This is a genomic window from Paraburkholderia piptadeniae, assembly GCF_900007165.1.
Lineage (GTDB): Bacteria > Pseudomonadota > Gammaproteobacteria > Burkholderiales > Burkholderiaceae > Paraburkholderia > Paraburkholderia piptadeniae.
Genome location: NZ_CYGY02000023.1, coordinates 310,032 through 336,937, shown reverse-complemented (window position 1 = coordinate 336,937; position 26,906 = coordinate 310,032). Strand labels below are relative to the sequence as shown.

Annotated in this window: 22 protein-coding genes; 7 read left to right on the top strand and 15 right to left on the bottom strand. The window is 63.7% G+C overall.

Annotated elements, in window-relative coordinates:
• Positions 1–26 precede the first annotated feature (26 nt).
• The gene (locus tag BN2476_RS11570) at positions 27–3,629 is read right to left on the bottom strand and encodes an indolepyruvate ferredoxin oxidoreductase family protein (RefSeq protein WP_087734341.1); all 3,603 of its coding nucleotides are present in this window, start codon (positions 3,627–3,629) and stop codon (positions 27–29) included.
• A gap of 366 nt (positions 3,630–3,995) precedes the next feature.
• On the opposite strand from BN2476_RS11570, the gene BN2476_RS11565 reads away from it, so the two are divergent.
• A complete protein-coding gene (locus tag BN2476_RS11565; protein WP_087734273.1) occupies positions 3,996–4,613 on the top strand; it encodes a glutathione S-transferase family protein in 618 nt (205 codons plus the stop codon).
• A 52-nt stretch (positions 4,614–4,665) separates the two neighbouring features.
• On the opposite strand, the gene BN2476_RS11560 is transcribed toward BN2476_RS11565, so the two are convergent.
• The 8 genes from BN2476_RS11560 to BN2476_RS11525 all read right to left on the bottom strand — a co-directional run bounded on the left by BN2476_RS11560 (position 4,666) and on the right by BN2476_RS11525 (position 13,393).
• On the bottom strand, positions 4,666–5,604 hold the full coding sequence (locus BN2476_RS11560; RefSeq protein WP_087734272.1) for an ion channel: 939 nt from the start codon (positions 5,602–5,604) through the stop codon (positions 4,666–4,668).
• 272 nt (positions 5,605–5,876) lie between these two features.
• Positions 5,877–6,122 carry a hypothetical protein gene (locus tag BN2476_RS11555; RefSeq protein ID WP_087734271.1) on the bottom strand — a complete coding sequence of 82 codons (246 nt, stop codon included), beginning with the start codon at positions 6,120–6,122 and terminating at the stop codon, positions 5,877–5,879.
• 102 nt (positions 6,123–6,224) lie between these two features.
• The gene (locus BN2476_RS11550; protein WP_087734270.1) at positions 6,225–6,446 is read right to left on the bottom strand and encodes a hypothetical protein; all 222 of its coding nucleotides are present in this window, start codon (positions 6,444–6,446) and stop codon (positions 6,225–6,227) included.
• 176 nt (positions 6,447–6,622) lie between these two features.
• A complete protein-coding gene (locus tag BN2476_RS11545; RefSeq protein WP_087734269.1) occupies positions 6,623–7,537 on the bottom strand; it encodes a carbohydrate kinase family protein in 915 nt (304 codons plus the stop codon).
• An 18-nt stretch (positions 7,538–7,555) separates the two neighbouring features.
• Entirely contained in the window at positions 7,556–8,818 is a 1,263-nt protein-coding gene (locus tag BN2476_RS11540; protein WP_087734268.1) for an AGE family epimerase/isomerase, read from the bottom strand.
• The gene (locus BN2476_RS11535; RefSeq protein ID WP_087734267.1) at positions 8,815–9,801 is read right to left on the bottom strand and encodes a LacI family DNA-binding transcriptional regulator; all 987 of its coding nucleotides are present in this window, start codon (positions 9,799–9,801) and stop codon (positions 8,815–8,817) included. The genes BN2476_RS11540 and BN2476_RS11535 overlap by 4 nt, the downstream gene beginning before the upstream one ends.
• Positions 9,802–10,231: 430 nt before the next feature.
• The gene (locus tag BN2476_RS11530; RefSeq protein WP_087734340.1) at positions 10,232–12,070 is read right to left on the bottom strand and encodes an EAL domain-containing protein; all 1,839 of its coding nucleotides are present in this window, start codon (positions 12,068–12,070) and stop codon (positions 10,232–10,234) included.
• Positions 12,071–12,370: 300 nt separating this feature from the next.
• Positions 12,371–13,393, bottom strand: coding sequence for a bile acid:sodium symporter family protein (locus BN2476_RS11525; RefSeq protein ID WP_087734266.1), 1,023 nt, complete (start codon positions 13,391–13,393; stop codon positions 12,371–12,373).
• Positions 13,394–13,927: 534 nt separating this feature from the next.
• Here BN2476_RS11525 and BN2476_RS11520 point away from each other — a divergent pair.
• The 4 genes from BN2476_RS11520 (at position 13,928) to icmF (ending at position 20,762) form a co-directional block, all read left to right on the top strand.
• Positions 13,928–14,518, top strand: coding sequence for a hypothetical protein (locus tag BN2476_RS11520; protein ID WP_087734265.1), 591 nt, complete (start codon positions 13,928–13,930; stop codon positions 14,516–14,518).
• 518 nt (positions 14,519–15,036) lie between these two features.
• The gene (locus BN2476_RS11510; protein ID WP_087734263.1) at positions 15,037–16,116 is read left to right on the top strand and encodes a porin; all 1,080 of its coding nucleotides are present in this window, start codon (positions 15,037–15,039) and stop codon (positions 16,114–16,116) included.
• 191 nt (positions 16,117–16,307) lie between these two features.
• Positions 16,308–17,246: a LysR family transcriptional regulator gene (locus BN2476_RS11505; protein ID WP_087734262.1), complete on the top strand. Its 939-nt coding sequence runs from the start codon at positions 16,308–16,310 to the stop codon at positions 17,244–17,246.
• A gap of 141 nt (positions 17,247–17,387) precedes the next feature.
• On the top strand, positions 17,388–20,762 hold the full coding sequence (gene icmF / locus BN2476_RS11500) for a fused isobutyryl-CoA mutase/GTPase IcmF (protein WP_087734261.1): 3,375 nt from the start codon (positions 17,388–17,390) through the stop codon (positions 20,760–20,762).
• A 62-nt stretch (positions 20,763–20,824) separates the two neighbouring features.
• On the opposite strand, the gene BN2476_RS11495 is transcribed toward icmF, so the two are convergent.
• The gene (locus BN2476_RS11495; RefSeq protein WP_087734260.1) at positions 20,825–21,784 is read right to left on the bottom strand and encodes an NAD(P)H-dependent flavin oxidoreductase; all 960 of its coding nucleotides are present in this window, start codon (positions 21,782–21,784) and stop codon (positions 20,825–20,827) included.
• Positions 21,785–22,073: 289 nt separating this feature from the next.
• On the opposite strand from BN2476_RS11495, the gene BN2476_RS11490 reads away from it, so the two are divergent.
• Positions 22,074–22,964 (top strand): alpha/beta fold hydrolase, encoded by an 891-nt coding sequence (locus tag BN2476_RS11490; protein WP_087734259.1) that lies wholly within the window; start codon positions 22,074–22,076, stop codon positions 22,962–22,964.
• A gap of 31 nt (positions 22,965–22,995) precedes the next feature.
• Here the strand turns inward: BN2476_RS11490 and BN2476_RS11485 are convergent, their stop codons facing one another.
• Entirely contained in the window at positions 22,996–23,481 is a 486-nt protein-coding gene (locus tag BN2476_RS11485; RefSeq protein ID WP_087734258.1) for an Lrp/AsnC family transcriptional regulator, read from the bottom strand.
• A gap of 113 nt (positions 23,482–23,594) precedes the next feature.
• Here BN2476_RS11485 and BN2476_RS11480 point away from each other — a divergent pair, with 113 nt between their 5' ends.
• Positions 23,595–24,494 carry a DMT family transporter gene (locus BN2476_RS11480; protein ID WP_087734257.1) on the top strand — a complete coding sequence of 300 codons (900 nt, stop codon included), beginning with the start codon at positions 23,595–23,597 and terminating at the stop codon, positions 24,492–24,494.
• A gap of 241 nt (positions 24,495–24,735) precedes the next feature.
• Here BN2476_RS11480 and BN2476_RS11475 read toward each other — a convergent pair whose 3' ends face one another.
• Genes BN2476_RS11475 through BN2476_RS11460 form a run of 4 tightly spaced genes read right to left on the bottom strand, consistent with a single transcriptional unit; the run spans position 24,736 to position 26,895 of the window.
• Positions 24,736–25,656: an MBL fold metallo-hydrolase gene (locus BN2476_RS11475; RefSeq protein WP_087734256.1), complete on the bottom strand. Its 921-nt coding sequence runs from the start codon at positions 25,654–25,656 to the stop codon at positions 24,736–24,738.
• Positions 25,653–26,123 (bottom strand): MaoC family dehydratase, encoded by a 471-nt coding sequence (locus BN2476_RS11470; protein WP_087734255.1) that lies wholly within the window; start codon positions 26,121–26,123, stop codon positions 25,653–25,655. Before BN2476_RS11470 ends, BN2476_RS11475 begins: the two co-directional genes overlap by 4 nt.
• Entirely contained in the window at positions 26,120–26,368 is a 249-nt protein-coding gene (locus BN2476_RS11465) for a DUF1289 domain-containing protein (RefSeq protein WP_087734254.1), read from the bottom strand. The genes BN2476_RS11470 and BN2476_RS11465 overlap by 4 nt, the downstream gene beginning before the upstream one ends.
• Complete coding sequence (locus BN2476_RS11460) at positions 26,365–26,895, bottom strand: YbaK/EbsC family protein (protein WP_087734253.1); 531 nt, start codon at positions 26,893–26,895, stop codon at positions 26,365–26,367. Before BN2476_RS11460 ends, BN2476_RS11465 begins: the two co-directional genes overlap by 4 nt.
• Positions 26,896–26,906: the final 11 nt, after the last annotated feature.

Sequence of the window (26,906 nt, the reverse complement as noted above, 5' to 3'; positions counted from 1 at the left end):
AACGGCACACGCGTGAGCCCGTCACATCACTTGGCGACGACTACGGGAATGCCACGCAACGTTCCCGCGCCCTTCGCTTCTTCGAGCGCTGCGTTGACGGCCGCGCCCGTGGCCGCCTCGATATGCAGGCGCGCGGCCAGTTCGCGCTCACTGCGCTTCACCGCTGCGAGATTCGCCAGCTTCACGTGACCATAGCCGCGCACGCGGGCATGCAGATCCGCGAGTTTGACGATATCGTCGGCTGTGACGTTGTTGAGCAGCGCGAACGTGCGCTGCATCGTCGTTTCGTAGTCGGTGGAAAGCTGGCGTTCCATTTGACGTTCGACGGTACGGCCAAACGGGTCAAGCATCGTGCCGCGCAGGCCGCGCCACTTCGCCATCGCGCCGAACACGGGCCACATCCATTGGCCGAACGTCTTCTTTTGCGGCGTCGCGCCGTGTTTCGCGCGTGAGATCGTCGGCGGCGCGAGATTGAACTTCACGCCGAAGTCCTTGCCCGCAACGCCTTCGAACTGCGCTTCCAATGCTGTGCGGAAAGCGGGGTCGCTATGCAGGCGAGCGACCTCGTATTCGTCCTTCACGGCGAGCAGCCGATAGAACGTCGTCGCGACGGCGCGGCTCAAACGTTCCGCCTGCGTGCCCTCGAGCCTGCGTTCCGCCTGACGCGCCGCGCCGACCAGCGCGCGATAACGCTTCACGTAAGCAGCGCCGCCATAGGCGAGCAGCCGCGCTTCGCGGTCCGCGACCAGTGCATCGAGCGTTTCGAGCTTTTCCAGCGATACGGCTGGCTGCTGTGCCGCATGACGCTGCGACCACAGCGCTTCGAGTCCGGCGGGATCGGCGGCGGCCATGCGGCCAATCGAGAACGCGAGCTGATTCATCTGCACGGCGACGTTGTTCAGTTCGATCGCGCGCATCATCGCGGCGAACGAAACGGGCACGAGACCGAGTTGCCACGCGAAGCCGAGCATCAGGATATTTGCGCCGATCGTGTCGCCGAGGAAGCGCGTCGCGAGCGCTTGCGCATCGCACGACGACATGCGCTCTTCGCCCGCTGCGTGACGCATCTTGTCGATCAGTGCATCGGCATGCAGATTCGCGTCCGGGTTCTGCACGAACGACGCGTTCGGAATCGCATGCGTATTCACGACGATGCGCGTGCGGCCATGGCGCACGGTCTGCAACGCATCGGCGCTCGCGCCGACGACCATGTCGCAGGCGAGCAGCACGTCGGCCTGTTGCGTATCGATGCGCACCTGGTTCAGCCACTCGTCGCGCGCGGCGAAGCGCACGAACGACAGCACCGAGCCGCCTTTCTGCGCGAAGCCCATGAAATCGAGCACCGACGCGCTCTTGCCTTCCAGATGCGCGGCCATGCTGATCAACGCGCCGACCGTCACGACACCCGTGCCGCCGACGCCCGTCACGAGAATGTCGTACGGCGCGGCGTCGAGTTGCGTCGCGGGCAACGGCAATGCGTCGACGCGCGTGGCCAGCGCAGCCGCATCGAACGCGACACCCGCCGCCTTTTTCAGCTTGCCGCCTTCGATCGTCACGAAGCTCGGGCAAAAGCCGTTCACGCACGAATAGTCTTTGTTGCACGACGACTGATCGATGCGGCGCTTGCGGCCAAGCGGCGTTTCGACGGGTTCGACCGACAGGCAGTTCGACTGCACGCCGCAATCGCCGCAGCCTTCGCACACTTCTTCGTTGATGAAGAGGCGCTTGTCCGGATCGGGAAACTCGCCTTTTTTGCGGCGGCGGCGCTTTTCAGCGGCGCACGTCTGGTCGTAGATCAGCACCGTCACGCCATCGATGTCGCGCAGTTCGCGCTGCACCTTGTCGAGTTCGCTGCGATGATGGAACGTCGTGCCCTTCGGGAAAATGCCATGATGGCCGTCGTATTTCTCCGGCTCATCGCTGACCACGACGAAATGCGACACGCCTTCCGCTTCTACCTGGCGCGCGATCTGCGGCACGGAGATGCTGCCGTCGACGGGCTGGCCGCCCGTCATCGCAACCGCGTCGTTATAGAGGATCTTGTAGGTGATCGTCGCCTTCGCCGCGACAGCCTGGCGGATCGCGAGAATGCCCGAGTGGAAGTACGTGCCGTCGCCGAGATTCTGGAACACGTGGCGCGTCTTCGTGAACATCGAATGCGCGGCCCAGTCGACGCCTTCGCCGCCCATCTGGATCAGGCCCGTCGTGTCGCGCTCCATCCACGAAGCCATGAAGTGACAGCCAATGCCTGCCTGCGCAATCGACCCTTCGGGCACTTTCGTCGACGTGTTGTGCGGGCAGCCCGAGCAGAAATACGGCGTGCGCTTCACGGCATCGGCGGCATTCGACAGGATTTGCGGCGCGACGAGATCGACCACGCGCTCGCGGCGATCGAGCGCGGGCTTGTGCTTCGCGAGCCAGGTCGCGAACACGGGCAGAATGCGCGACGGACGCAGTTCGCCGAGCGACGACAGCAGCATCGCGCCGTCTTCCGCATGCTTGCCGACGATCACAGGCCGCGCGCCTTGCTTGCGGTTGTACAGATAGTCCTTGATCTGCTGCTCGATGACGGGGCCCTTTTCCTCGATCACGAGCACTTCGGAAAGACCGGAAACGAACGCGTCGATGCGCGTCATTTCGAGCGGGAACGACAGGCCCACCTTGTAGATGCGCACGCCCGCCTTCTCCAGATCGGCGACGGTGAGATCGAGCCGTCGCAGCACTTCCATCAGATCGAGATGCGCCTTGCCGCACGTCACGATGCCGATGTTCGCGTGCGGACTCGGCGCAATCCATTTGTCGATGCTGTTGGCTCGCGCGAAGTGGCGCACGGCGTCGAGCTTCGCGTGCAGACGCTGTTCGATCGTGAGGCTCGGCAGATCGGGCCAGCGGTTGTGCAGGCCGCCTGCGGGCGCCTGAAAGCCTTCGGGCGTGGTCCATTGCGTTTGCAGCGCGTCGAGATCGACCGTCGAGCCCGATTCGACCGTCTCCGAAATCGCCTTGAAGCCGACCCACGCGCCCGAGTAGCGCGACAGCGCCCAGCCGTACAGGCCGAATTCGAGCATGTCCGCGACGTTCGACGGATTCACGACGGGCATATGCCACGCCATCATCGCGAAATCGCTCTGATGCGGCATCGACGACGACACGCAGCCGTGATCGTCGCCCGCGACGACCAGCACGCCGCCATGCTGCGACGAGCCGTATGCGTTGCCGTGCTTGAGGGCATCGCCAGCGCGGTCGACGCCCGGGCCCTTGCCATACCACATCGCATACACGCCATCGACGGTGCGCTCCGGGTCTGCTTCGACGCGCTGCGTGCCGAGCACGGCCGTGCCGCCGAGTTCCTCGTTGATCGCGGGCAGAAAGCGCACGTCGTTCGCGTCGAGCAGTTTCTTCGCCTTCCACAATTGCTGGTCGACCATGCCGAGCGGCGACCCGCGATAGCCGCTGATGAAGCCGGCCGTGTTCAGGCCGCGCGCGCGGTCGAGCTGGCGCTGCATCAGCGCGAGGCGCACGAGCGCCTGCGTGCCTGTCAGGAAGATGCGGCCACGCGTGGCGGTGAGGTTGTCCGAGAGGCGGTAGTCGGCGAGTGCCGGGGTGCCGTCGATGGGCAGACGAGCGGTCATCGTGGAGTCTCCGTTGCTGTTATGCGTTTCGCCGCCGACAAATCGAGCTTGTTGCGTGCTCGTTGCGTGCTTGTCGCGCGCTCGTTGCCGTCGCGGCGAAAGAGACTCCATTCTTTCGCGTCAATTAGAGAGAATTCTTGCTACTTTTTGCGGGTGGTCAATCACGGGCGAGAGGATTCCTGGCATTCCGCGTTGTTTTGAGATAGATCCACCGCTTCGGAAAAAAGCGGCTTTTTTCGATGACTCGCGCCGGGCTGGCGCGGCCGGTTTCGACGCGACGCCTGGCCATCCGGACGATGGTTCACTCGGGTCGCCGTTGGGTTACGCTATGCCGACCGATGCGCACCGAAGACATAGGGAGGGGTGATGAAACTGTATTACTGGCCGAAGACGCGCGCTTTCCGCGCGCTGTGGATGCTCGAAGAGATCGGCGCGCCGTATGAACTGGCGCGCGTGAACCTTCGCGCGGGCGAGCAGGACACGACCGATTTCCATCACGTCAACCCGATGTGCAAGCTCCCCGCGCTCGACGACGACGGCGTGCAGGTCGCGGAATCGGGCGCGGTGCTGCTGTATCTCGCCGATCGCTTTCCGGAGTCGAAGCTCGGCGCACCCATCGGCGATCCGTTGCGCGGGCGTCTTTTGCAATGGCTTTTCTTCACGCCGGGCTGCCTCGAACCGGCGATGGCCGAAAAGCTGACGGGCGCGTCGGGCAATTCGTTCAGCTTCGGCTGGGGCAATCTGGAGCGCGTGAAACTGGCGATCGACACGGCGCTCGACGAAGGCGAATGGCTGCTCGGCGAGCGCTTTACGGCTGCCGATCTGCTGCTGGCCAGCACGTTGCAGATCGCGTTCGTCGCGAAGCTGCTCGAAGCGTCGGGGCGCATCGGCGATTACGTCGGGCGGGCGATGGCGCGCGACGCGCACGCAAGGGCGATGGCCGTCGAGCAGCGGGAAATCGATGCGCTGAAACTACAGCATTGAAATCCGTGTGCTGACCGGGCCGCGCGGTTCGTGCCGGGTTCGTGCCGAACCGTCAGCCCGTCGGCTGCTGCTGGACCTCGTGTGCCGAGAGCGGTACGACGTCGTCGAAATGCGTGTAGTCGATATGGCTCACGCCGTTCTCTTCGCGGATCAGATCGACGAAACGGTGCTGCCAGCGGATATCGTCGCTGGGCCACGAGAAGCGCGCTTGCATGGTCTGCGAGGTGTTTTCGTCGGAGCCTTCTATCGTGATCAGCAGCGACGCGTCCTGTTCGGCGAGGCTCTCCGGCGTTTCGCCATGCAGCGGGCTCGCTTCGTCGATCACGTGCATCAGGTTCCAGCCGAGGTAGAACATCGGCTGCTGGTCGCGCACGAGGCCGAGGTCGTAGATCCGGCGCAGCACGTAGCCTTCCGACGAGCGCTCGACGCGCATCAGCCGCAGCCGCGCGCGAGCTTCGACGATCACGTTCTGCCTCGCGTTTGCCGTGCGCACCATCAGCGTGGTGCGCCCGTCGATGGGGCGCACGATCGCGTAGCGCGAGAACATGATCTTCGCGCGCGGGCGCGAGAAGCGCGCAAAGATCAGACCGGTGGCGAGCGCGATGCCCGACATGCCGACGAAGATTTCGAGCGTCGCAATGAGGTGCGCGTATAGCGTCTGCGGATGCATGTCGCCATAGCCGACCGTCGCGAGCGTTTCGACGCTGAAGAAGAACGCGCCCGCGAAGCCTTTGGGGTTCTGATTCGCAATCGACGCGCTGCCGAGTTCGTACAGCGATCCGAAGAACGAGTTCAGCAGCAGGAACAGGACGGCGAGCGACACGAAGAAGACGGGCCAGCTGATCGTCAGCGCGCGGTGGTAGAGGTCCTGCCACACGCGCAGCGGCAGACCGTGCGCGACGACGACGTGCGAGCGCATGCGAATCTTCCGGTCGAGGATTCGGCCTTTGTGTTGCGGGTGATCTTTGGAATCGGGCGGGGTCGCGCTCATTCTTGTTCTGCTGACGTGGGTGTCTTGCAGCGTCACGGCGCACGCGTGTGCCACCCGCTGCCGCGCGTAGTGTAGCGCGTGAATCCGTTCGATACATGCAACGCTGCCGTCACGCGAGCGCAGCCGCGCGGCGCATCCGGCAGTGCCACCGGACTCGGTGCATAGGCGCGTCAAAGAAAACCTGCACGCGCCGGGGCGCGCGCATCCAGATATCCGCCGGCTCGATTGCCGTGAGGCGCGGTCTGTGCGGACCGCGATGCACGCGCGTCGTGTCAGGGAAATGCCCGCGGCTTCGGCACGCCCGCGCCGTGCTCGATATCGGCGACGGCTTGCTGATGCGCCGTCTCGATCGCTTCCGCCTCGGTTGCAAAACCCCCGTCGCCACCTACCGTGGTCCAGCGCTGCACGGGATGATCACGATGCCGGATTTCGTACTCCGCGTCCCAGCGCGCGCCTTGAAGCTCGAGAGGACGTACGTGTATCGCATACACGCCGTAAAGGAAAAGCGGTTCTGCCATGATCGCCTCCGCCCGTTCAAGTCGAAAAGGCCATCGGCGCGGCGCGCGGCGGACGCGCCACGTCTGCCTCGATGGATACAACCCGGCACATGAACCCAATGCTTATAGTTCGATCTCGCCGAGGATTCTGTGGGCCAGTGCCTTCGCTTCTTCGAGCGCTTCGTCGGCCGTTGCCGAGGTGGCTTCGACTTCGTAGACCGTGTCCTCTGTCTCGTCGCCTTCGTCGCGCGAGAGCGAAACCACGCCCTGATACTTCCCGCCATCCAAGGGGCGGGTCGTCGCCGTCGCCGTGTAGAGACCTTTGGTGTAGGTGACGTCCTCCATGATGCATCTCCTGCAAGGGGGAGATTCCATCGTAGCACGCGATTTCGACGCCCACATGTCGGCGCTACGGGGCGCGCTTGCGGCTCTCGCGCGCCATCGACCGCTCTTGCACAGACAGGTGAAGCAGCAGGTTCGGCGCTTGCTTCGACGGCTTCCTGAGGCAGCTTCTTCCGGATTCAATCCTGCAACAGCGATACCACTTCATCGAGCGTCGGCGAGTGCGCGCCCGAATGGCGGCAGGCCGCCGCGCCCGCCGCGAGCGAGAACGCCAGATGCTCTTCCCACTTGCGTTTCGGCGCCGTCATCAGGCTGAACAGCAGGCCGCCGATCGACGCGTCGCCCGCGCCGACGGTATCGGCGACGGCCACGCGCGGCGGCTGCGCTTCGACGATGCGCTCGCCGTCGATCAGCGTCGCCTTCTCCGAGCCGCGCGTGACGAGCACGATCGCCTTCGGGTTCATCGCGCGCAGTTGCGCGAGGGCGGACGCTTCGTCGTCGGTCTTGAACAGCAGGCGCAGGTCTTCGTCAGATACCTTGATCAGATCGGCGAGCGACGCCATGTGGCGCAGCGTCGGCTCGTAGCCGTGCTCCATCAGGTTGCGGTAGTTCGGATCGAAGCTGATCTTCACGCCGCGCGCGCGCAGTTCGGCCGCGAGCTTAGCGAGCGTCGCGCCGATCGGCTGGCGCACGAGGCTGATGCAGCCGAAGTGCGCCCACTTCACATGCGACATCCAGCCTTCCGGCAGCTTCGACGGATCGAACGCGAGGTCCGCGCTGTTGTCGCCCATGAAGAAGTACGCGGGCGGATGCGTCTGATGGACGATTGCTAGCAGCGGCGCGCGCTCGACGCGCTGCATGAAGCGCATGTCGAGACCGGCGGCGACGCTGGCGTTCCACAGATCGTCTGAGAAGTTGTCGACGCCGAGCGAGCCGGCGCACGCCGTCGGCAGGCCAAGCCGCGCGACGGCGCGCGCGACGTTCCAGCCCGCGCCGCCCGGCACCGACAGCCACGTTGAAGGACCCGTGCGCACGAGATCGGTGAGGATGTCGCCGGCGGATACGAAGTCGGGAAACTCGGGGCTTGCGCTCATGATGCTCACCGTACAGGGTTATTCGGACTTGCTGGAAGTCTGCAACGCGTGATGCAGCACTTCGTAGCATGCGCCCATCGTGTGATAGTCGGTCTTGCCGGCCGGACTCTTTTCGTCGCTGTACTTGCGGTTGTCACACGTGAGGATGCGATACCACGCGCCATAGCGATGATCGACGAAGTGCGTCCAGCTATAACGCCAGATCTCGTCGTACCAGTCCCAGAAGCGCTCGTTGCCCGTGCGCTTGCCGAGCAGCGCGGCCGTCGCGAACGTTTCGGCCTGTACCCAGAAGTACTTGTCGTGATCGCACACAGTGCGGTCCGGGCCGAAGCCGTAGTAGAGGCCGCCGTGATCGTGGTCCCACGCGTGGGTCATCGCCGCGTCGAACAGTTCGATCGCGCGCGGCAGCAGCCACGGCAGCGGACGATGACGTTCGAGAATCAGCAGCAGCTTCGCCCATTCGGTCTGGTGGCCGGGCTGGAAACCCCACGGACGGAAGATGTTCGAGCTGTCTTCCTCGTTGTAGTGCCAGTCCACCGACCAGTCCGCGTGAAAGTGCTCCCACACGAGCCCTTGCGAGAGCTTCGCCTGACGCAGCGCGATATTCGTCGCGACGCGCTCGGCGCGGTCGAGGTACACGAGATGGCCGGTCGCTTCGTAGGCGGCGAGCAGCGCTTCTGTCGTGTGCATGTTCGCGTTCTGGCCGCGATAGGTACTCACGCGCCAGTCGGCCGTGGCTTCGTCGGCGTAAAGGCCGGTCGCCGCGTCCCAGAAGCGGCGCTCCATCAGCTCGAACGTCGCGGCGATCATCGGCTTCGCTTCTTCGATGCCCGCCATCGCCGCGTGTGCATACGCGAGCAGCACGAACGCGAGGCCGTAGCAGTGGCGCGTCGCGTCGAGCGTGCGCTTGTGGCCGTCGCGCCAGTCGACCTCCCAGTCGTAGCCCTGATGATGCGGGTCCCAGTGGCCGTCGCGCAGAAACTTCAGGCCATGCTGCGCGTATTCCAGATGTTGCGGATCGCCGAACTGCCGGTACGCCATCGCATAGTTGAAGACGAAGCGGCAACTGCTGACGAGATGGCGCGTCGCGCGGTTGTAGATCGTGCCGTCGTCGCGGAAGAAGTGGAAGAAGCCGCCGCTCGGGTCAAGCACGTTCGGCGCATAGAAGCGCAGCGTGTCCTCGATGTGCGACAGCAGGAAAGCGCTGTCGCGGAAGCTTGCGACGGGCGGTGCCTTGTGGTCGGCGTTGTCGTTCGAAAGAGGCGTGTCGGGTTGTTTCATGGCGTATTCACCGAAGTGCTGGCACGGACAACGAGTTGGACGGGTACTCGAATATCGAGTGCGGACGGCGCATCTTCGAGTAGGAGTTCGACGCCGCGGCGGCCGAGCGCTTCCTTGTCGACGGCGATCGTCGTGAGGGGCGGACGCGCGTGCGCGGCGGCGGGAATGTCGTCGAACCCGACGATCGCGATGTCTTCTGGCACGCGCAGGCCGCGCGCGAGACACACGCGCAGCGCGGCGAGCGCGGCGAGGTCGTTGTACGCGAAGACGGCGTCGGGGCGCGGGCCGGGGCGGTCGAGCAACTGCTCCATCGCAAGCGCGGCGCCGGCGTCGGGGTCGAGGCCCGCGTCGATCGTCAGTTCGAGCGACGGATCGAACAACAGTCCCGCTTCGAAGAACGCGCGCCGGTAGCCGAGCGCGCGCTGCGCAATGCTGTAGTGCGCGAGCGAGCCGCCGATGAACGCGACACGCGTGCGCTTTTGCGCGAACAGATGCTGCATCGCAAGCGCCGCGCCCGCCTGATTGTCGAGATTCACCGAGCGTAGGTTCGGCGCCCACAGATCGATCAGCACGAGCGGACGCTGCATTGCGGCGAGCGTCGCGAGCGTTTCAGGCTCGACGAAACCCGCGACGGCGATCGCATCGGGCGCATGCAGGCGCATCTGCTGGACGACGTCCTCGGTTGGACCCGCCGTCAGCACGGACGGGACGATGCCGCGCTCGCGGCACGCGTCTTCGACGCCGTGCAGCACATGCGAGAAGAACGGGCTGACCGCGAAGTTGTTGTGATGCCGATGCAGCAGGAACGTGAGCCGGCGAATGCGCGGGCGCAATTGCGCAGAGTCGTAACCGAGCCGGCGCGCCGTTTCGACGATGCGCTCGCGCGTCGATTCCGACAGGCCCGGCTGATTCTTGAGCGCTCGCGAGACCGTGCCGATCGACACGCTGGCTGCACGGGCGACGTCGCGGATCGTTGTTGCCATCGAAAGAGGCGGCCGTGCGCAGACGCGCCGCAGCGAAGTTCAGGTTCGGGTGATTGTATAGTAAAACGCTGCCAGAAAACCCCATTCAGCAGGCTTCCGATACGCGTAGATACCCGTATATAGGCTTACTGGAGGCTAAATTCCTGTTTAGTAAAATTTGCTAAACGGTTCTTCGAATCGTCAATTGGCGCGGCTTGCCGGATATGCCGACGGCTTCCGCGCGCGGTTGACCGAACTTGCCAATGGCTCGATGCGAGATGAATCAGGGAATGGGGCGCGGGCAATCGGCACCTTGCTCGAAGGTGACTGCTCGTCATGACAGAAGAATGTCGGCCGAATGGGATGTCGACCCGGATGTCGATCCGATAAGGCCGTCGCGTCGGGCTGCGGCCGCGATGCTTTGACGCGAAAAGTCGGTTTGCTTCGAAGCTCAGTCGACGGCGGCCGCCGTCCGTCCTCGCAGCAGCGCCTGGCTTTCTTCGAATCCGATCAGCACCAGGCCGGACGCCTCGCTCTTCGCGCGGCGTTTGGCGAGCGCGGCGACCGAGGCGATGTCCTCGCTGCTATGCAACTGTTGGCCTGTCTGCGGCTCGACGTGCACGCAGCCGATCGCCATCGTCACGAAGCCGAAGAACGTCGGATTGCCGCGCCGGTCTTCGCCGTGGATGCCACCTGCAAGCCGGTCGGCGGGTGCGTAGAAGCGCTGCGCGCCTTCGTTGAAGACGTGGATCGCGCGTTGCGCGCGCTCGCGCCAGTCGTCGCTCTGGAACAGGATCAGGAAGTCGTCGCCGCCGACATGCCCGAGAAAGTCGCGCGTCGGATCGCAGACATCCGCGAGCACGTGCGCGGCGAACTTCAGCACTTCGTCGCCTTGCCAGTAACCGTACTGGTCGTTGAAAGGCTTGAAGTGATTCAGGTCCACGTAGCACGCGTAGAAGCCCGAGTCGTTGCCGAGCAGCCGCCCGATGTGCGAGCTGATGGGAATGTTGCCCGGCAAGAAGGTGAGCGGATTCGCGTAGCGAGCCGCCTCGATGCGCACTTCCGTCACTGCGCGCACGAGGCTCTCGCCCGTGCCGAGCCCGACGTAGCGGCCCTGATCGCTGATCACGAAGCCGTCCGCGAGGTAGCGCTGGTCGTCGCTGGCGAGCAGCTTCGCCATGTCCTCGACCGTCATCGACTTTTCGATCACGACGGGTGACGCATTCGCGAACAGCATGCACGGCCGCTTGCCGAAGAGCTCGCGGTGATAGGGCAGCGCGTAGCGGTCCATGAACGCGCGACGGTTGATCAGCGCGACCGGCTCGTTTTGCTCGACTACGGCGACGGCGTGCAGGTTCGGCATCCGGTTGAAGAGCTCGAGGACGTCGTTGTTCGTCGCGTGGCGCGGCAGCGCGGGCGCGTGCACGATCATTTTCGCGGACGCCATGCCGCCCGAAGGCGATGCGCTGACCGCGCGCGTCGCTTCGGGGAACACGGCGATGTGGCCGGCGCGCAGCGCTTCGCGGGCGTCGTCGGCGACGGCGCGCGGCGGGTGCGCATGCGGCTTGCCGAAGAAATAGCCCTGCCCGCAGCCGATGCCCATATCGCGCACGACGATCAGATCCGCTTCCCTTTCGATGCCTTCGGCCACGAGACGCGCGCCGCTCGCCGCGGCGAAATGCTGCATCGCCTTGACGGCCTCGAACTTGAGCGGATCGCTGGCGATGTCGTGGATGAAAAAGCGGTCGATCTTCACGACGTCCGGCTGCAAACGCACCCACAGGTTCATGCTCGCGTTCGCCGTGCCGTAGTCGTCCAGCGCGAATTGCGCGCCCGCCATGCGCAAGACGGAGATCGCGGGCAGAAAGCTCGCGACGTCGGGGATCGCGCTCTGCTCGGTCAGCTCGATCACGATCCGTTCGGCCTCGACGCCCATGTTTCGCAACATCACGAACGTGCTGTCGCGGTCGTCGGCCAACTGGCGGATCGCGCCCGCGCTGAAGTTCAGGAACAGCTTGCCCTCGTACCCGAGTTGCGCGAACGCCTCGATGCAGGTGCGCGCGGCCGCGCGCTCCAGCGCGATCACGCTGCCTTCGGCTTCAGCTTGAGCGAACAGCGCGTACGGCGTTTCCAGCGGCGTGCCGACCGGTCCGCGAATCAAGCCCTCATAGCCGAGAATGGCGCCGTCGTCGAAATGGACGATGGGCTGGAAGACGGCAGACAGGTCGCGCTGCGCGATCAGGTCTTCGATGCGCGGCGCTACGGTAGGGGAAGACGAGCGTTGGGACATGACAAACGACCGGAGCATTCGACCGTCGGCATATCGGCATTATTCATCTGAAAATTAAGTGAATTTTTAGTGACAGGCGACACCGCGTGTGGTGCGCGACGACAACGCTTTCACCACTCATAAAGGGGCGCAAGAGGAGCGCGAATTCGTGCGTTTGTCCTATGACATCCGGCCGAGGCGACAGCATGCAAGCGGCGCGTTGAAATAACGACAACGAAAAAGCCGCCTGGAGGCGGCCTTCACGACATGCACTCAGGGAGAGCGCTAATGAATCACATCTTGTATGAATCGCACGCGGGCCTAGCGGCGCGCAACGGCGGCTGTCGCGCCTTTCTTCGCGGCGCGCTTCTCGGCGCTGGTGTCGCGCGCGCCCCAGCGTTGCGCGAGCGCGGCGCAGACCATCAGCTGGATCTGATGGAACAGCATCAGCGGCAGCACGACGGCGCCAACCGCGTGCGTCGCGAAAATGACCTTGGCCATCGGCACGCCGGACGCGAGACTTTTCTTCGAGCCACAGAAGATGATCGTGATCTGGTCGGCGCGGCTGAATCCCAGGCGCTTGCTGACGATCATCGTCACGAGAAGCGCGAGCGCCAGCAGCACTGCGCACACGACCAGCAGCCCACCCAGCGCGGCGAGCGGAATCTGATGCCACAGTCCTTCGTTGACGGCCTCGCTGAACGCCGCATACACGACCAGCAGAATCGAGCCCTGGTCGACCAATTTCAGCACGGCGCGGTTGCGCTCGATCCATCCGCCGATCATCGGACGCAGCAACTGCCCGGCGACGAACGGCACCAGCAGTTGCAGCACGATATTCCACACCGTATGCCAAGGCGAACCGCCGCTCGCCGCCTGGCTCGTCACGATCAGGCTGACGAGGGCGGGTGTGATGAAGATGCCGAGCAGGCTGGAGGCCGACGCGCTGCATACGGCCGCGGGCACGTTGCCTTTCGCAATCGACGTGAACGCGATCGAAGACTGAACCGTCGACGGCAGCGTACAGAGGAAGAGGATGCCGGCGTAGAGCGCGGGCGTGACGAGCGGCGAAAGAAGCGGTTTGAGTACGAGCCCGAGTATCGGAAACAGCGCGAACGTGCTTAGCAGCACGACGATGTGCAGCCGCCAGTGCGTCGCGCCGGCAATGATCGCCTCGCGCGACAGCTTCGCGCCGTGCAGGAAGAACAGCAACCCGACCGCGATGTCCGTGACCCAGTTGAACGCCTTCGCCGCCTGGCCGTGAACGGGTAACAGGCTGGCGAAAATCACGGTGCCGATCAGGCAGAGCGTGAAGTTGTCGGGAAGGAGTTTCGGACGGGCCATCTTTCAAATCTCGGTGCTGAGCAGGCAGTTGCCTTGCTGTTGCCGGCAGGCGAACGCCAAAGGGCTATTGTCAACGGAAAGCGATTAAAAAAGCAAATTCATTTGCCGAATTGATTAATTACAGAAACGCATGAAACTTGGGCTTCACGGGAATGATTGCGCGCGCATCGGGATGCCGGGGAAAGCCGATTTGGGTATCGGCAAGATTGTCCGCACGACCCGTATCGGGGTGCATTTGGCGCGTTACTGTTCAGACGAATTCAGGTGTTCGAACAACTTCTTTTCAGCGCCTTTTCGGAGGGTTCCGCAAGCTATTTGTGGTGAAAAAACGTCGCAGTAACAATGCGTTACAAGAGTGCCGCAGACCTAACATTTTTTGGCTCGACACCCCTTTGGGGGGCCAATAAATTACTGTTCGAAGGCCGTTGGGACATCGCGCGTGGCAGGTTTTGCCGCGCCGCCGCGCCAGTCCCGGAACAAGCCCATCCGCAGCTCGAGGGGGGGCTTTCAGGTAGATCGTCGGGCAGGTGAAACATGGTGCATGCAGGACTGTCGAGGATCAAATGGTGGGGGACGAGCGCGCTGGTCGTTGCGCTGACTTCGCTCGCTTACGCAAAGCCACCGTTCCCGTCGCACGAAGGGCATGGCTTCTTCGGCGGCGGCGCGGCTTATCGCGTCTCATCGTTTGGCGGCCCTGTCCGCGGAAACCAGGTGCTGCGCGCAAACGTTTCGCGTGAGGGGGCTCACGGCGGCCGGTATGCAAGAAACGACGCGCAGCGCATGCGCGTCAACGCGACGAGCCGAGCGGGCACGAGCGACGCGTATGCCGGCCACATCGGCGGCAGCGCGAGCCGTGACACCATGCAACGAATGACGCTTCCGTACGACGTCTACCGCAACCGTCCGTCGGCGCAATACGTCGGTACGCAATACGCCGGCGCGATCACGCCCATCAGCACCGATTCGCGTCCCGCGCCGCGACCACCCGCCAATGCGCAATCGGCGCACGTCGGCTCCATCCGCGACGACGTTGCGCGATACAACGAAGAACGCGGCGTCTCTCGTCAGATTCCCCGTCCTCCCGCGGACTCGCGCATTCCGGCGCCGTCGCCATATCGCAACTGAGCTTTTCTTCCCCCGCCAGTCCTGGCGCGCATTTCGGCCTTGCTCATAAGGTTGGATCGAATCCTCCCGTCTCGCTCGCAGCCGTCTCAGGCCTCTCCTCGTCCCAAGCGAATCATTCACCGCTGATGTGACGTAAGCACGCCACACATTTTTGAAATCGCTCGTCAGCGTTCACCGTTTCGTCATCAAATCTCGTCGTCGTTGCGGCAGTGCGTCATCCTGCAGTGGATGTGCTTCGCATCGTACCCAGTGCTGTAGAATCCGCGCGCCTCAAGGTGGGCGCGCAGGTTTGCTGCATCGCGGAAACAGGATGCATCGGCAACGAGTATCAGGCCGAAAGTCGACCAAACTATCCAGTCCGATATACCGGCAATAAGCACAGCTATTTTTGTCCGCAAAAATGGTCCGCAAAGATTTGTCCAGCCCAGATTGGCTCGACGATTCAGACGGAAAACAGACACGGACCGGCGAGCGCCCCGCCGCACAGCCACACCCTTTTGACAAAGACAGGAGAACCCATGAAAACATCCGTCAGCCGTGCGCTGAGAACAATCTTGAAGGCGGGCGCCGTCGGCGCGTTGCTGGCCGTCGCGTCGGCTTCGTCGTTCGCGCAGTCGAGCGTGCAGCTTTATGGCCAGGTCGACGAATGGGTCGGCGCAACGAAGTTTCCGGGCAGCAAGACGGCGTGGAACGTGTCGGGCGGCGGGATGTCGACGTCGTACTGGGGCATCAAGGGTTCGGAAGACCTGGGCAACGGCTACAAGGCGATCTTTACGCTGGAAGACTTCTTCCGCGCGCAGAACGGCAAGTTCGGCCGCTTCGACGGCGACACCTTCTTCGGCCGTAACGCGTACGTCGGCGTCGAATCGCCGTTTGGCACGGTGACGGCGGGCCGTCTGACCACGCACCTGTTCGTGTCGACGATTCTGTTCAACCCGTTCATCGACTCGTACGTCTTCTCGCCGATGGTCTACCACGTGTTCCTCGGTCTGGGCACGTTCCCGACCTACACGACGGACATGGGCGTGGTCGGCGATTCCGGCTGGAACAACGCGGTCCAGTACTCGACGCCGGACTTCAACGGCCTGTCGGGCAGCGCGATGTACGCGTTCGGCAATACGGCCGGCCAGAACAGTTCGAAGAAGTACAGCGCGCAGTTCCTGTACTTCCACGGTCCGTTCGCGGCGACAGGCGTCTATCAGTACGTCAACTTCAACAACACGCCGGCCGACCTCGGCTCGCTGGTCGCGGGCCTGAAGAGCCAGTCGGTTGCGCAGCTCGGCCTGTCGTACGACCTGAAGTTCGTGAAGTTTTACGGCCAGTACATGTACACGAAGAACGACCAGGAAGTCGGCAGCTGGCACGTGAACACCGCGCAAGGCGGCGTGTCGGTGCCGTTGGGCACGGGTACCGTGATGGCGTCGTACGCATACTCGCGCGATGCGGGCGGCCTCGACCAGATGCACCAGTCGGCGGCCATCGGCTACGACTACCCGCTGTCCAAGCGCACCGACGTGTACGCGGCCTACCTCTACGACAAGTACACGAGCCAGTCGTCGGGCTATACGGCTGGCGTCGGCATCCGCGCGAAGTTCTGATCGGCGCACATCGGCCCATTACTCGTCGAAATCGACGGCGACGTCTTCGAGGCGTCTGTCCGCAAGGCCCTGTCTTCTTCACGGAAGGCGGGGCTTTTTTCTGAGCGAGACCGCGCGGCCGCGCATTGTCGACGGCTCCTTGATAAAGTCCAAGGAATCAGCCCCATTCATTCCTGTCCCGAGCGACCGCCATGGATACCCTCGTCAGCATGAAAGTGTTTCGCCACGTCGTCGAGGTCGGCAGCTTTGTCGGCGCGGCGGAGAAGATGGACATGTCCGCGGCGATGGCGAGCAAGCATGTGATGCATCTCGAACAGCAGCTCGGCGCGCGGCTCCTGAACCGGACCACGCGCCGCGTCGCGCCGACGGAAGCAGGGCGGGAGTACTACGAGCGGCTGAGTCAGGTGCTGACCGAACTGGACGAAGCCGAGCAGGCGGTGGGCGCGGCGAGCGTCGTGCCGCAAGGGCGGCTGCGTGTGTCGTCGCTGTCGGCGTTCGGCCTGCGTCACGTGATGAGCGCCGTCGCCGACTATGCGACGCAGCATCCGCAAGTCACCGTCGATATCACGTTGTCGGATCGCGTGGTGGAACTGATCGACGAAGGCTTCGACGTCGCGATCCGCGCATCGCCGACGGGGCTCAAGTCGTCGTCGCTGATCGCGCGGCAGGTGGCGACCGCGCACCTCGTGCTGTGCGCATCGCCGGAATATATCGAGCGGCACGGCGCTCCGAAGCGTGTCGCCGATCTGGCCTCGCACAACTTCATCGAGTACGCGGGCGTGTCCGCGCTGGAACTGGTGGCGGGCGCGAACGCGGGCAATGCGCGCGTGAAGGTGTCGGGCAATCTGATCGTTAATCACCTGGAGGCGCAGCGCGTCGTGGTGTTGCAGGGCGCGGCGCTCGCGCTGCTCGGAACAGAGGTGATCGGCGACGATCTGGCCGAGGGCCGTCTCGTGCCGCTACTCGTCGACGAACTGCCGCCGCGCGAGCTGCCGATTCACGTCGTGTACGCGAGCCGCCGGCATCTGTCGGCGAAGGTGCGTTCGTTCGTTGATTTCATCGCCGAGCGCTTCGCCAGCGAGACGCTTTGGCCGACGCTCGATCAGATTCGCGCGCTGGCGGTGCGGTGAGTTTTCGAGCACGGGCGGAGCGGCGACGCATCAGGCGCTGCTGAACGCCGTCCGGGCGATCGGGTCGTATCGTTATACTGGTTGCAGGCAGTACCCGCGAAGTAGGGACGAACGAACCTGACGATTCGATCCGGGGGAGACATGACCGATCTTTCCACGCCGCAGCGCATCGGCGACGACGCGTCTTCGGAGCAGGCTTCACAACCTTCCGCGCCACACCCATCGGACGCGCAGTCGTCAAGACGCCTGCGCTTCGTCACGGCCGCCGCGCTGTTCGACGGCCACGACGCGTCGATCAACATCATGCGGCGCATCCTCCAGGCGAGCGGCGTCGAAGTGATCCATCTCGGTCACAACCGCTCGGTCGAGGAAGTCGCGACGGCCGCTTTGCAGGAAGACGCGGATGGCGTCGCGGTATCGAGCTACCAGGGCGGCCATGTCGAATACTTCCGCTACCTTGTCGATCTGCTGCGCGAGCGGGGCGGCGATCGGATCAAGGTGTTCGGCGGCGGCGGCGGCGTGATCGTCCCCGATGAGATCGCGGAACTCGAACGTTATGGCGTCGAGCGCATCTACTCGCCGCACGACGGGCAGCGGCTCGGGCTGCAAGGCATGATCGACGACATGATCGCGCGTTGCCGCGGCGCCGCGCGATCCGATGCATCCCCTGCACAACTAACCCGCGACCTCGCGGGCGCGCTTCATCGCGACGCCAGTCATGTCGCCGCGTTCCGCAAGCTCGCGCAACTGATCACTACGCTCGAAACGGGCGATATCGACGACTCGACCCGTGCGCAACTCAACCAGCAAGCCGAACAGGCGAACGTCCCCGTGCTCGGCATTACGGGGACGGGCGGCGCCGGCAAGTCGTCGCTGACGGACGAGCTGATCCGGCGTTTTCGCCTCGACTACGCCGACTCGCTGACCATCGCCGTGATCGCGATCGATCCGTCGCGCCGCAAGTCAGGCGGTGCGCTGCTGGGCGACCGGATTCGCATGAATGCGACGGGCGACTGGGGCAACGGGGCGCGCGTCTTCATGCGGTCGCTTGCGACGCGCGAGGCATCGAGCGAGATTTCCGATGCGCTGCCCGACGCGATTGCCGCGTGCAAGCTGGCGGGCTTCGACCTGATCGTGGTCGAGACATCCGGTATCGGTCAGGGCGATGCCGCGATCGTGCCGCACGCCGACAAGTCGCTGTACGTGATGACGCCCGAGTTCGGCGCGGCGAGCCAGCTCGAAAAGATCGACATGCTGGATTTCGCGGACTTCGTCGCGATCAACAAGTTCGACCGCAAGGGCGCCGCCGATGCGCTACGCGACGTCGCAAAGCAGGTGCAGCGTAACCACCAGAAGTTCGCGTCGAAAGTAGATGAGATGCCTGTGTTCGGTACGATAGCGTCGCGCTTCAACGACGACGGTGTGACGGCTGTGTACCAACGTACCGCAAAGGCGCTACGCGAACACGGGCTGCGCGAGAGCGACGGGCGACTGCCCATGATGGAAGGCGTGCGCCACTCGACGGGACGCAATGCGATCGTGCCACCGGCGCGCGTGCGGTATCTGTCGGATGTCGCGCTGACGGTGCGCGGTTATCGCGAGCAGGTCGAAACGCAGTCGCAGCTTGCTCGCGAGCGTTGGCATCTCGAAGAAGCACGGCGCATGCTCGATGAAGCGGACGGCGGCGCGCAAAACGCCGGCGCGTTCGATGCACTGATCGCGGCGCGCGCATCGCAGATGGGCGAGCGCGAAAAAGCGCTGATCGAGTCGTGGCCGCGAACGGTCGCCGCCTATTCCGGCGACCAGCACGTCGTAAAGATTCGCGACAAGGAAATCCGCACCGCGCTCACCGTCGAAACGTTGTCGGGCTCGAAGATCCGCAAGGTCGCGCTGCCGGCGTTCAAGGACCCCGGCGAAATCCTGCGCTGGCTGATGCTCGACAATCTGCCCGGCTATTTCCCGTTCACGGCAGGCGTGTTTCCTTTCCGCCGCGAAAACGAAGACCCGACACGCATGTTCGCTGGGGAAGGCGATCCGTTCCGCACCAATCGACGCTTCAAGCTGCTATCGGAAGGCATGCCCGCGAAACGTCTGTCGACGGCCTTCGATTCCGTCACGCTGTACGGCGAAGAGCCAGACGAACGGCCCGACATCTACGGCAAGGTCGGCAATTCGGGCGTGTCCGTCGCGACGCTCGACGACATGCAAGCCCTCTATGACGGCTTCGATCTGTGCGCGCCCGAAACGTCGGTATCGATGACGATCAACGGTCCCGCGCCGACGATACTCGCGATGTTCTTCAACGTCGCGATCGATCAGCAGATCGCGCTCGCGCGTGCGAAGGCACAACGAGAAGGGCGCGAGCCGTCGCAACAGGAACTCGACGACGCGCGCCGCTTCGCGTTGGAGAACGTGCGCGGCACGGTCCAGGCCGACATCCTGAAGGAGGATCAAGGCCAGAACACCTGCATCTTCTCGACGGAATTCAGCCTGAAGGTGATGGGCGATATTCAGGCTTACTTCGTCGAGCACGGCGTACGCAATTTCTATTCGGTGTCGATCTCCGGTTATCACATCGCCGAGGCGGGCGCGAACCCGATCTCGCAGCTCGCGTATACGCTCGCGAACGGCTTCACGTACGTCGAGGCGTATCTCGCGCGCGGCATGGCCATCGACGACTTTGCGCCGAACCTGTCGTTCTTCTTCTCGAACGGGATGGACCCGGAATACACGGTGCTCGGCCGCGTCGCGCGGCGCATCTGGGCGGTTGCGATGCGCGACCGATATGGCGCGAACGAGCGCAGCCAGAAGTTGAAGTACCACGTGCAGACGTCGGGCCGCAGCCTGCACGCGCAGGAAATCGACTTCAACGATATCCGCACGACGTTGCAGGCGCTGATCGCGATCTACGACAACTGCAACTCGCTGCACACGAACGCTTTCGACGAAGCGATCACGACGCCGACGGAAGACTCCGTGCGCCGCGCGGTGGCGATCCAGTTGATCATCAATCGCGAGTGGGGACTCGCGAAGAACCAGAATCCGAACCAGGGCAGCTTCGTCATTGACGAACTGACGGATCTCGTGGAAGCCGCCGTGCTCGCGGAGTTCGACCGGTTGACGGAGCGCGGCGGCGTGCTCGGCGCAATGGAAACGGGGTATCAGCGCGGACGCATTCAGGACGAGTCGATGCTGTACGAGCATCGCAAGCATGATGGTTCGTATCCGATTGTCGGCGTGAATACGTTCCTCGGCGCGCATGCGCACGATGCGCCGCCGCCGATTGCGCTCGCGCGCTCGACGGAAGAAGAAAAGCAGGGACAGCTGAAGCGGCTGCGCGCGTTCCAGTCACGGCATCAAGGGGAAGCGCCTGCGATGCTCGAGCGCCTGAAGCAGGCCGTCATCGACGATGAAAACGTGTTTGCCGTGCTGATGGATGCAGTGCGCGTCTGTTCGCTCGGGCAGATCACGCACGCGCTATTCGAAGTGGGCGGACAGTATCGGCGGAATATGTAATGCGTCGATGCGGCGGCCGCGCGCCGGAACGCACGGCCGCCCGGCGAGCGGCATCGACAGCCTTAGCGCCCGATAGCGAGGCGCGACCTGGCCGTGTCGTACTCCTGCTTCAACCGCGCGACAAGTTCAGCGACGCTCGGCACGTCGTGCATCAAACCCACGCCCTGGCCCGCGCCCCAAATGTCCTTCCATGCCTTTGCCTTGTCGCTGCCGAAATTCATCTTCGACTTGTCCGACTCGGGCAATGCATCGGGATCGAGACCCGCATTCACGATGCTCTCGCGAATGTAGTTGCCATGGACGCCGGTAAAAAGATTGGTGTAGACGATGTCGGCGGAATTCGCGTTGATGATCGCCTGCTTGTAGCCTTCGACGGCATGCGCTTCTTTCGTCGCGATGAAGCGCGTGCCCATGTACGCGAGATCGGCGCCCATCGCCTGCGCGGCGAGAATCGAGCCGCCGTTGGCGATCGAGCCCGACAGCACGATCGGCCCGTCGAAAATGCGCCGCACTTCTCCGACCAGCGCAAACGGCGACGTCATCCCCGCATGGCCGCCCGCGCCCGCGGCGACGAGAATCAGCCCGTCGACGCCCGCATCGAGCGCCTTTTGCGCGTGGCGCAGATTGATCACATCGTGCAACACGATGCCGCCGTAGCTGTGCACGGCATCGACGATCTCCTTCGCGGGCGCGCGCAGGCTCGTGATGAAAATCGGCACCTTGTGCTCGACGCACACGCGAATGTCGTGCTCGAGCCGCGCGTTCGACTGATGGACGATCTGATTGACGGCAATCGGCCCGATGATGGCATCTGGATTGGCCGCCTTGTGCTCGGCGAGCGAGGCCTGGATCTGCGTCAGCCATTCGTCGAGCAGTTCGGCCGGGCGCGCATTGAGCGCTGGAAACGATCCGACGATCCCCGCCTTGCACTGCGCGAGCACGAGCTCCGGATAGCTGACGATGAACATCGGCGAAGCGACGACGGGCAGCGCGAGTTGTTGCAGGACGGCGGGCAATGCCATGGTGCGAGTCTCCTGATCGACGTGCCGGCGCCATCGGCGTCCGGCGATATGAGTGTAGCGGCTGCGGCCTGCGGTTTGCGCGGGACGTCTGGAGTGCCGCGCCCGTTCACGACAACCGCTGATCTAGTTTTGAGAACGATCGTTCGATTATAGGTGAGTCTCGCGCGTGCTGCTCGCACGGTGACGTTCGAAGGAGTGTTCAGGTTCTACGAAAGCGTGGGCTATCCCACTCGCACGCTCGCACCAGCCTTCTACAATGCCCAGACCCACAACGACAACGAGAACCGACATGCCCTTCGAGGACTTCACACCCTTTCGCGTCAAGGCCGGTGACGTCGATATTCATGGAGTCAAGGGCGGAGCGGGGCCGCCTTTGCTGCTGCTGCACGGTCATCCGCAGAGCCATCTGATCTGGCATCGCTGCGCGTCCGAGCTTGCCGCGCATTTCACCGTGATCGCCACCGACTTGCGCGGCTACGGCGCATCGGCGAAACCGCCGAGCGATGCGACGCACGCGCCGTATTCGAAACGCGCGATGGCCGCTGACCAGGTCGCCGTGATGCGTCACTTCGGCTACGAGCGGTTTCTCGTGTGCGCGCATGATCGCGGCGCGCGCGTCGCGCACCGGATGGCGCTCGACTTTCCCGGTGCCGTCGAACGTCTGATGCTGCTCGACATCGCGCCGACGCTCGCGATGTACGAAGCCACCGACCGCACCTTCGCGACGCTCTATTTCCACTGGTTCTTTCTGATCCAGCCGGAGCCGCTGCCCGAAACGCTGATCGAAGGAAATCCGGACGTCTACGTCGACCGTGTGATGGGCAGCCGTCACGCGGGCCTCGCGCCGTTCGCGCCGGAAGTGCTCGCCGAATATCGCAACGCGCTGCGTCAGCCGGGCGCCGTGCACGCGATGTGCGAGGACTACCGCGCATCGGCGACCATCGATCTCGATTACGACCGCGCCGATATCGAGCGCGGTCACAAGATTGGTTGTCCGTTGCGCGTGCTGTGGGGCGAAAAGGGCGTGATCGAGAAATGCTTCGAGCCGATTGCCGAATGGCGCAAGGTCGCGCGCGACGTCAGCGGCCGTGCGCTGCCGTGCGGGCATTACATTCCCGAAGAGGCGCCCGCCGAACTCGTCGCGGAAATGCTGGCCTTTTTCGAAGCCGTCGAGCTTTGATTCTCTAACGAGGCACGCGCCGCTCCCTGATTCAGGCGAGCGGCGGCAAGCGCCGCGGCACGGGCGTCGACTTGACGATGGCCGTGCTCGTTTCGGCACGCTCGGTCACTTTCGACAGAATCTCGTCGAGCTGATCGATCGTGCGCAGATACAGCCGACAGATAAAGCAATCGTCGCCCGTCACTTTGTCGCATTCGACGAACTCGGGAATGCGTCGAATCACGTCTTCCACCAGATGCAGCTGGCCGGGCAACGGCTTCACGCGCACGATCGCCTGCAGCGTGTAGCCCAGCGCGCGCGGATCGACCTGCACCGTAAAGCGCTCGATCACGCCTTGCGCGTCGAGACGGCGCAAGCGATCCGCCGTCGCCGGCGCCGACAGGCCGACGTTGCGCGCGAGCTCGCTGACGGGCTGACGCGCGTCATCGGCGAGCGCGGCGAGCAGCAGGCGATCGGTATCGTCGAGCGTTGCGGGCGCTGGCATTTGCTTCGAAACAGGAGTAAGGCGCTTCGTCATTTTGGCCTTCGCTTTTTAAGCTGATTCTCTTGATCGCCTCATTTTAGAGATGTATCCGGCGCTTCGGATTAATTACACTGCTTGCAAGATGTGATTGTCCTGGAGAGTTTCGGATGGCTTCCACCCACGAAGTACGGCGCGGCGCGCTCGAGATGACGCTTGCGATGCTGATGTCGGGAACGATCGGCTGGCTGGTCGTTTCGTCGCAGCAATCGGCGTTGAACGTCGCGTTCTTCCGGTGTCTGTTTGGCGGCGCGACGCTGCTTCTGATCTGCGCCGTGCTCGGTCTGCTCAAGCGCACGCTCTTTTCGTGGAGGATGATCCTGCTGGCGACGCTCAGCAGCGCAGCCATCGTCGTGAATTGGGTGCTGCTGTTCGCCGCCTACTCGCGCGCGTCGATCTCGATGGCGACGACTGTCTACAGCACGCAGCCATTCATGCTCGTCGCGCTCGGTGCGCTGGTGTTCCGCGAGCGCCTGACGCCATCGACGATCATGTGGCTGCTGATCGCGTTCGTCGGACTCGTGTTCGTCGTGAAGGTCGAGCCGGCCGTGCTCGCGATGCCGGGGCAATATCTGCAAGGCGTCGCTTATGCCGTGGGCGCGGCGTTCCTGTACGCGGTCTCGTCGATCATCACAAAGCACTTGAAGAACACGCCGCCACACCTTATTGCGCTGATCACCGTGACGACGGGCGTCATTGTGCTTGCGCCGTTCGTGCAGTACGACGCGCTGCCTTCGACAGGCACGCATTGGCTGCAACTCGTTACGCTCGGCGTCGTCAACACGGGGATCATGTACGTGCTTCTATACGGCGCGATTCAAAAGCTGCCGACGGCAATGACAGGCGCGCTGTCGTTCATCTATCCCGTCGTGGCGATCATCGTCGATCGCGTGGCGTTTGGGCAAAAGCTCGCGTGGATTCAGGTGCTTGGCGCAGTGCTGATTCTTCTCGCGGCAGCGGGCGTGAATCTTGGCTGGCGCATCGTACCGACGCGCCGCTACTCCATATAACGCCAGCTCACACCGATAGTACGGATTCCGAATAAGGACGCGATCTGATTCGTCGGACGTCAAGATTCTGTAGGGAAATCACCGATGCGTCCGAAAGCTTCGCGCAGGTATCATCTCGTCGACGCTGATCACGTCAACAATAATTACGCCGCTCGAACTGAAGGCCGAGCGGCTTTCTTTTTGTACGCTCGTTCGCGGCGGTCGCTACTATCTTGCGACAGCGCGTTCCTGCTTCAGCCGATCATGCTGCGCGCGCACTGATTTGCGCGCCGTCTAGGCGCAGCGGCCCGTTCTCATTCGCCATACCCTCGATCAGTTCGCGCAGCAGCGCCGGCCATGCGCTGCGCGGTTTCAGCATCGACGCGGCGGCGCGCATCGCGCTCGCGACGTCGAGCATGCGCAACAAGGCGTCGAATGACAGCGTGCGCGCGTCGAGCAGCTTGAACACGATCAGGACCTTCAGTGCGTTCTTCGCGTTGCGCGCGGGATCGGCGCGCAGCCACGCGACCCGTGACAACGCGTGGTCGAGCGCAGCCCGCACATCGGAAAACGGCGCGCCGTGGCCCGGAATCACCGTCTTCACGTCGAGTGTGCCGATCAGTTCGAGCACGGCTTGCTGTTCCGCAAAGCCGCTTTCGCCTTCGAGCTCGGGAAAGATCACGCCGAAGCCGTTTTCCCACAGAGCGTCCGCGCTGATCAGCAACCGCTGCTCGGCGCAGTAGAGCATCAGCGAATGCGGATCATGTCCTGGCGCGCCTAGTACTTCCCAATCGAGCGCGCCCAACGTGAGTCGCATGCCCGCCGTCAGCGTGCCGGAAAACGCGAAACGTTCACAGAACTGGCCAGTCGCGCGAAATGTCAGGCGCGTCTCGTCCCATGCGAGCACGGCGTCGGCTTCCGTGGATGGAATCAGCGTGCGGCATGGCCACGTTGCTTGCAGCCGCGCGTTGCCGCCGCAGTGATCCGAATGCAGATGCGTGTTGACGATCAGATCGAGCGGCCTCGCGCCGAGCGCATGCCGAACGAGCGCCACCGTCTGATCGGCATGCGACGCGTAGCCGGTATCGACGAGCGCCGCGCACGCGTCGTCGATCAACAGCACGTTGTTCGACGACAGCCAGCCGCGTTCGAACACGCGTATCGAGCGTGGCAGCGCGATCATGTCCCGCCTTTCCGTTCGACGCTGGATGGCGCTTGCGGCTTCGGCATCACGAGTATGGTCGACTTGCCGATCAGAACCGTTTCGCCGCGCTGATTGACGACGTTGCCTTCGAGTTGCGTCAAGTCGCCGTTGAGACTCGCCTTCCAGAACGCGCCGAGGATGCGCCATGTCATCGTCAGCGTGTCGTCGCTATGGACGGCCTTCTTCAGCTTCATGTCGAATTCGAGGCCGAGCGGCTGCGCATATGTCGAGAAATGCGTGGCGAGCAGCGCCATGAAGTGCGCGGTAGGCTGCGTGCCCGACGCAATCAGACCGCCGAAGCGGCTCTGCGCGGCATACACATCATCGTGATGCAGCGGGTTCAGATCATTGACGATCGTCGCGAAGGACTTGATCGAATCAGCCGATACGCTCAGCGTCGCGCTGAACGTCTCGCCGATCGTGACGACGCGCGGCGGTACGTTCATTCGCTTGCCTCGCGCCGCTGTCGTTGCTTTGCCATCAGATCGGCGTGACGCCGTTCGATCTCGTCCCATACGGCGCGTTTGGCGGCATCGTCAAACGACGACCAGTTCGCGATTTCGTCGATCGTGCGCAGGCAGCCTTCGCACAGGCCATTCGCCGGGTCCATACGGCACACGTTGATGCAAGGCGAAGGAACAGGCGCGATGCCTTGCGCCGTGTTGCGGGCGTGAACCGTATCGGCCGTCATGCCGTCTCGCGCAGCGCCACATCGACGACGGGCGCGCCCGTCAGTGCAGCGAGTTCATGCGGCGTGAGATTGAACACCGCATGCGGATGACCGGCGGCGGCCCACAGGCTGTCGAGCGTGAACAGATCGGCGTCGATCAGGGTTAGGGGCGGTGTCGCATGACCGATGGGGCACACGCCGCCGATCGCATAGCCCGTCTTCTCGCGAACGAACTTCGCGTCGGCGCGCGCGATGTCGCCGACCTGCGCAGCGACCTTCTTCTCATCGACGCGATTCGCGCCGCTCGCGACGATCAGCACGGGCGCGTCGTCTTCGCGGCGACGAAACAGGATCGACTTGGCGATCTGCGCGATCGAGCAGCCGAGTCCCGCCGCCGCTTCCGCTGACGTCTTGCCCGTTTCCGGCAGCATCACGATTTGCCCGGCATGTCCGCGCTCGCGCAAGAGCAGCGAGACGCGGCGCGCCGAATCAGGTAACGAATCGAAAGCAGTCGCTTGAGGCGTTTGAACTGTGGCGTTGTCCGTCATGTTTTTTGTTC

What these genes read in the sequence shown, in the direction of transcription:
- BN2476_RS11530 (WP_087734340.1), bottom strand. Translation starts at nt 12,070, where the DNA reads ATGTCCCAACGCTCGTCTTCCCCTACCGTAGCGCCGCGCATCGAAGAC.
- BN2476_RS11475 (WP_087734256.1), bottom strand. Translation starts at nt 25,656, where the DNA reads ATGATCGCGCTGCCACGCTCGATACGCGTGTTCGAACGCGGCTGGCTG.
- BN2476_RS11555 (WP_087734271.1), bottom strand. Translation starts at nt 6,122, where the DNA reads ATGGCAGAACCGCTTTTCCTTTACGGCGTGTATGCGATACACGTACGT.
- BN2476_RS11465 (WP_087734254.1), bottom strand. Translation starts at nt 26,368, where the DNA reads ATGACGGCCGATACGGTTCACGCCCGCAACACGGCGCAAGGCATCGCG.
- BN2476_RS11485 (WP_087734258.1), bottom strand. Translation starts at nt 23,481, where the DNA reads ATGACGAAGCGCCTTACTCCTGTTTCGAAGCAAATGCCAGCGCCCGCA.
- BN2476_RS11490 (WP_087734259.1), top strand. Translation starts at nt 22,074, where the DNA reads ATGCCCTTCGAGGACTTCACACCCTTTCGCGTCAAGGCCGGTGACGTC.
- BN2476_RS11545 (WP_087734269.1), bottom strand. Translation starts at nt 7,537, where the DNA reads ATGAGCGCAAGCCCCGAGTTTCCCGACTTCGTATCCGCCGGCGACATC.
- BN2476_RS11470 (WP_087734255.1), bottom strand. Translation starts at nt 26,123, where the DNA reads ATGAACGTACCGCCGCGCGTCGTCACGATCGGCGAGACGTTCAGCGCG.
- BN2476_RS11520 (WP_087734265.1), top strand. Translation starts at nt 13,928, where the DNA reads ATGGTGCATGCAGGACTGTCGAGGATCAAATGGTGGGGGACGAGCGCG.
- BN2476_RS11495 (WP_087734260.1), bottom strand. Translation starts at nt 21,784, where the DNA reads ATGGCATTGCCCGCCGTCCTGCAACAACTCGCGCTGCCCGTCGTCGCT.
- BN2476_RS11550 (WP_087734270.1), bottom strand. Translation starts at nt 6,446, where the DNA reads ATGGAGGACGTCACCTACACCAAAGGTCTCTACACGGCGACGGCGACG.
- BN2476_RS11525 (WP_087734266.1), bottom strand. Translation starts at nt 13,393, where the DNA reads ATGGCCCGTCCGAAACTCCTTCCCGACAACTTCACGCTCTGCCTGATC.
- BN2476_RS11570 (WP_087734341.1), bottom strand. Translation starts at nt 3,629, where the DNA reads ATGACCGCTCGTCTGCCCATCGACGGCACCCCGGCACTCGCCGACTAC.
- icmF (WP_087734261.1), top strand. Translation starts at nt 17,388, where the DNA reads ATGACCGATCTTTCCACGCCGCAGCGCATCGGCGACGACGCGTCTTCG.
- BN2476_RS11540 (WP_087734268.1), bottom strand. Translation starts at nt 8,818, where the DNA reads ATGAAACAACCCGACACGCCTCTTTCGAACGACAACGCCGACCACAAG.
- BN2476_RS11480 (WP_087734257.1), top strand. Translation starts at nt 23,595, where the DNA reads ATGGCTTCCACCCACGAAGTACGGCGCGGCGCGCTCGAGATGACGCTT.
- BN2476_RS11510 (WP_087734263.1), top strand. Translation starts at nt 15,037, where the DNA reads ATGAAAACATCCGTCAGCCGTGCGCTGAGAACAATCTTGAAGGCGGGC.
- BN2476_RS11460 (WP_087734253.1), bottom strand. Translation starts at nt 26,895, where the DNA reads ATGACGGACAACGCCACAGTTCAAACGCCTCAAGCGACTGCTTTCGAT.
- BN2476_RS11505 (WP_087734262.1), top strand. Translation starts at nt 16,308, where the DNA reads ATGGATACCCTCGTCAGCATGAAAGTGTTTCGCCACGTCGTCGAGGTC.
- BN2476_RS11535 (WP_087734267.1), bottom strand. Translation starts at nt 9,801, where the DNA reads ATGGCAACAACGATCCGCGACGTCGCCCGTGCAGCCAGCGTGTCGATC.
- BN2476_RS11565 (WP_087734273.1), top strand. Translation starts at nt 3,996, where the DNA reads ATGAAACTGTATTACTGGCCGAAGACGCGCGCTTTCCGCGCGCTGTGG.
- BN2476_RS11560 (WP_087734272.1), bottom strand. Translation starts at nt 5,604, where the DNA reads ATGAGCGCGACCCCGCCCGATTCCAAAGATCACCCGCAACACAAAGGC.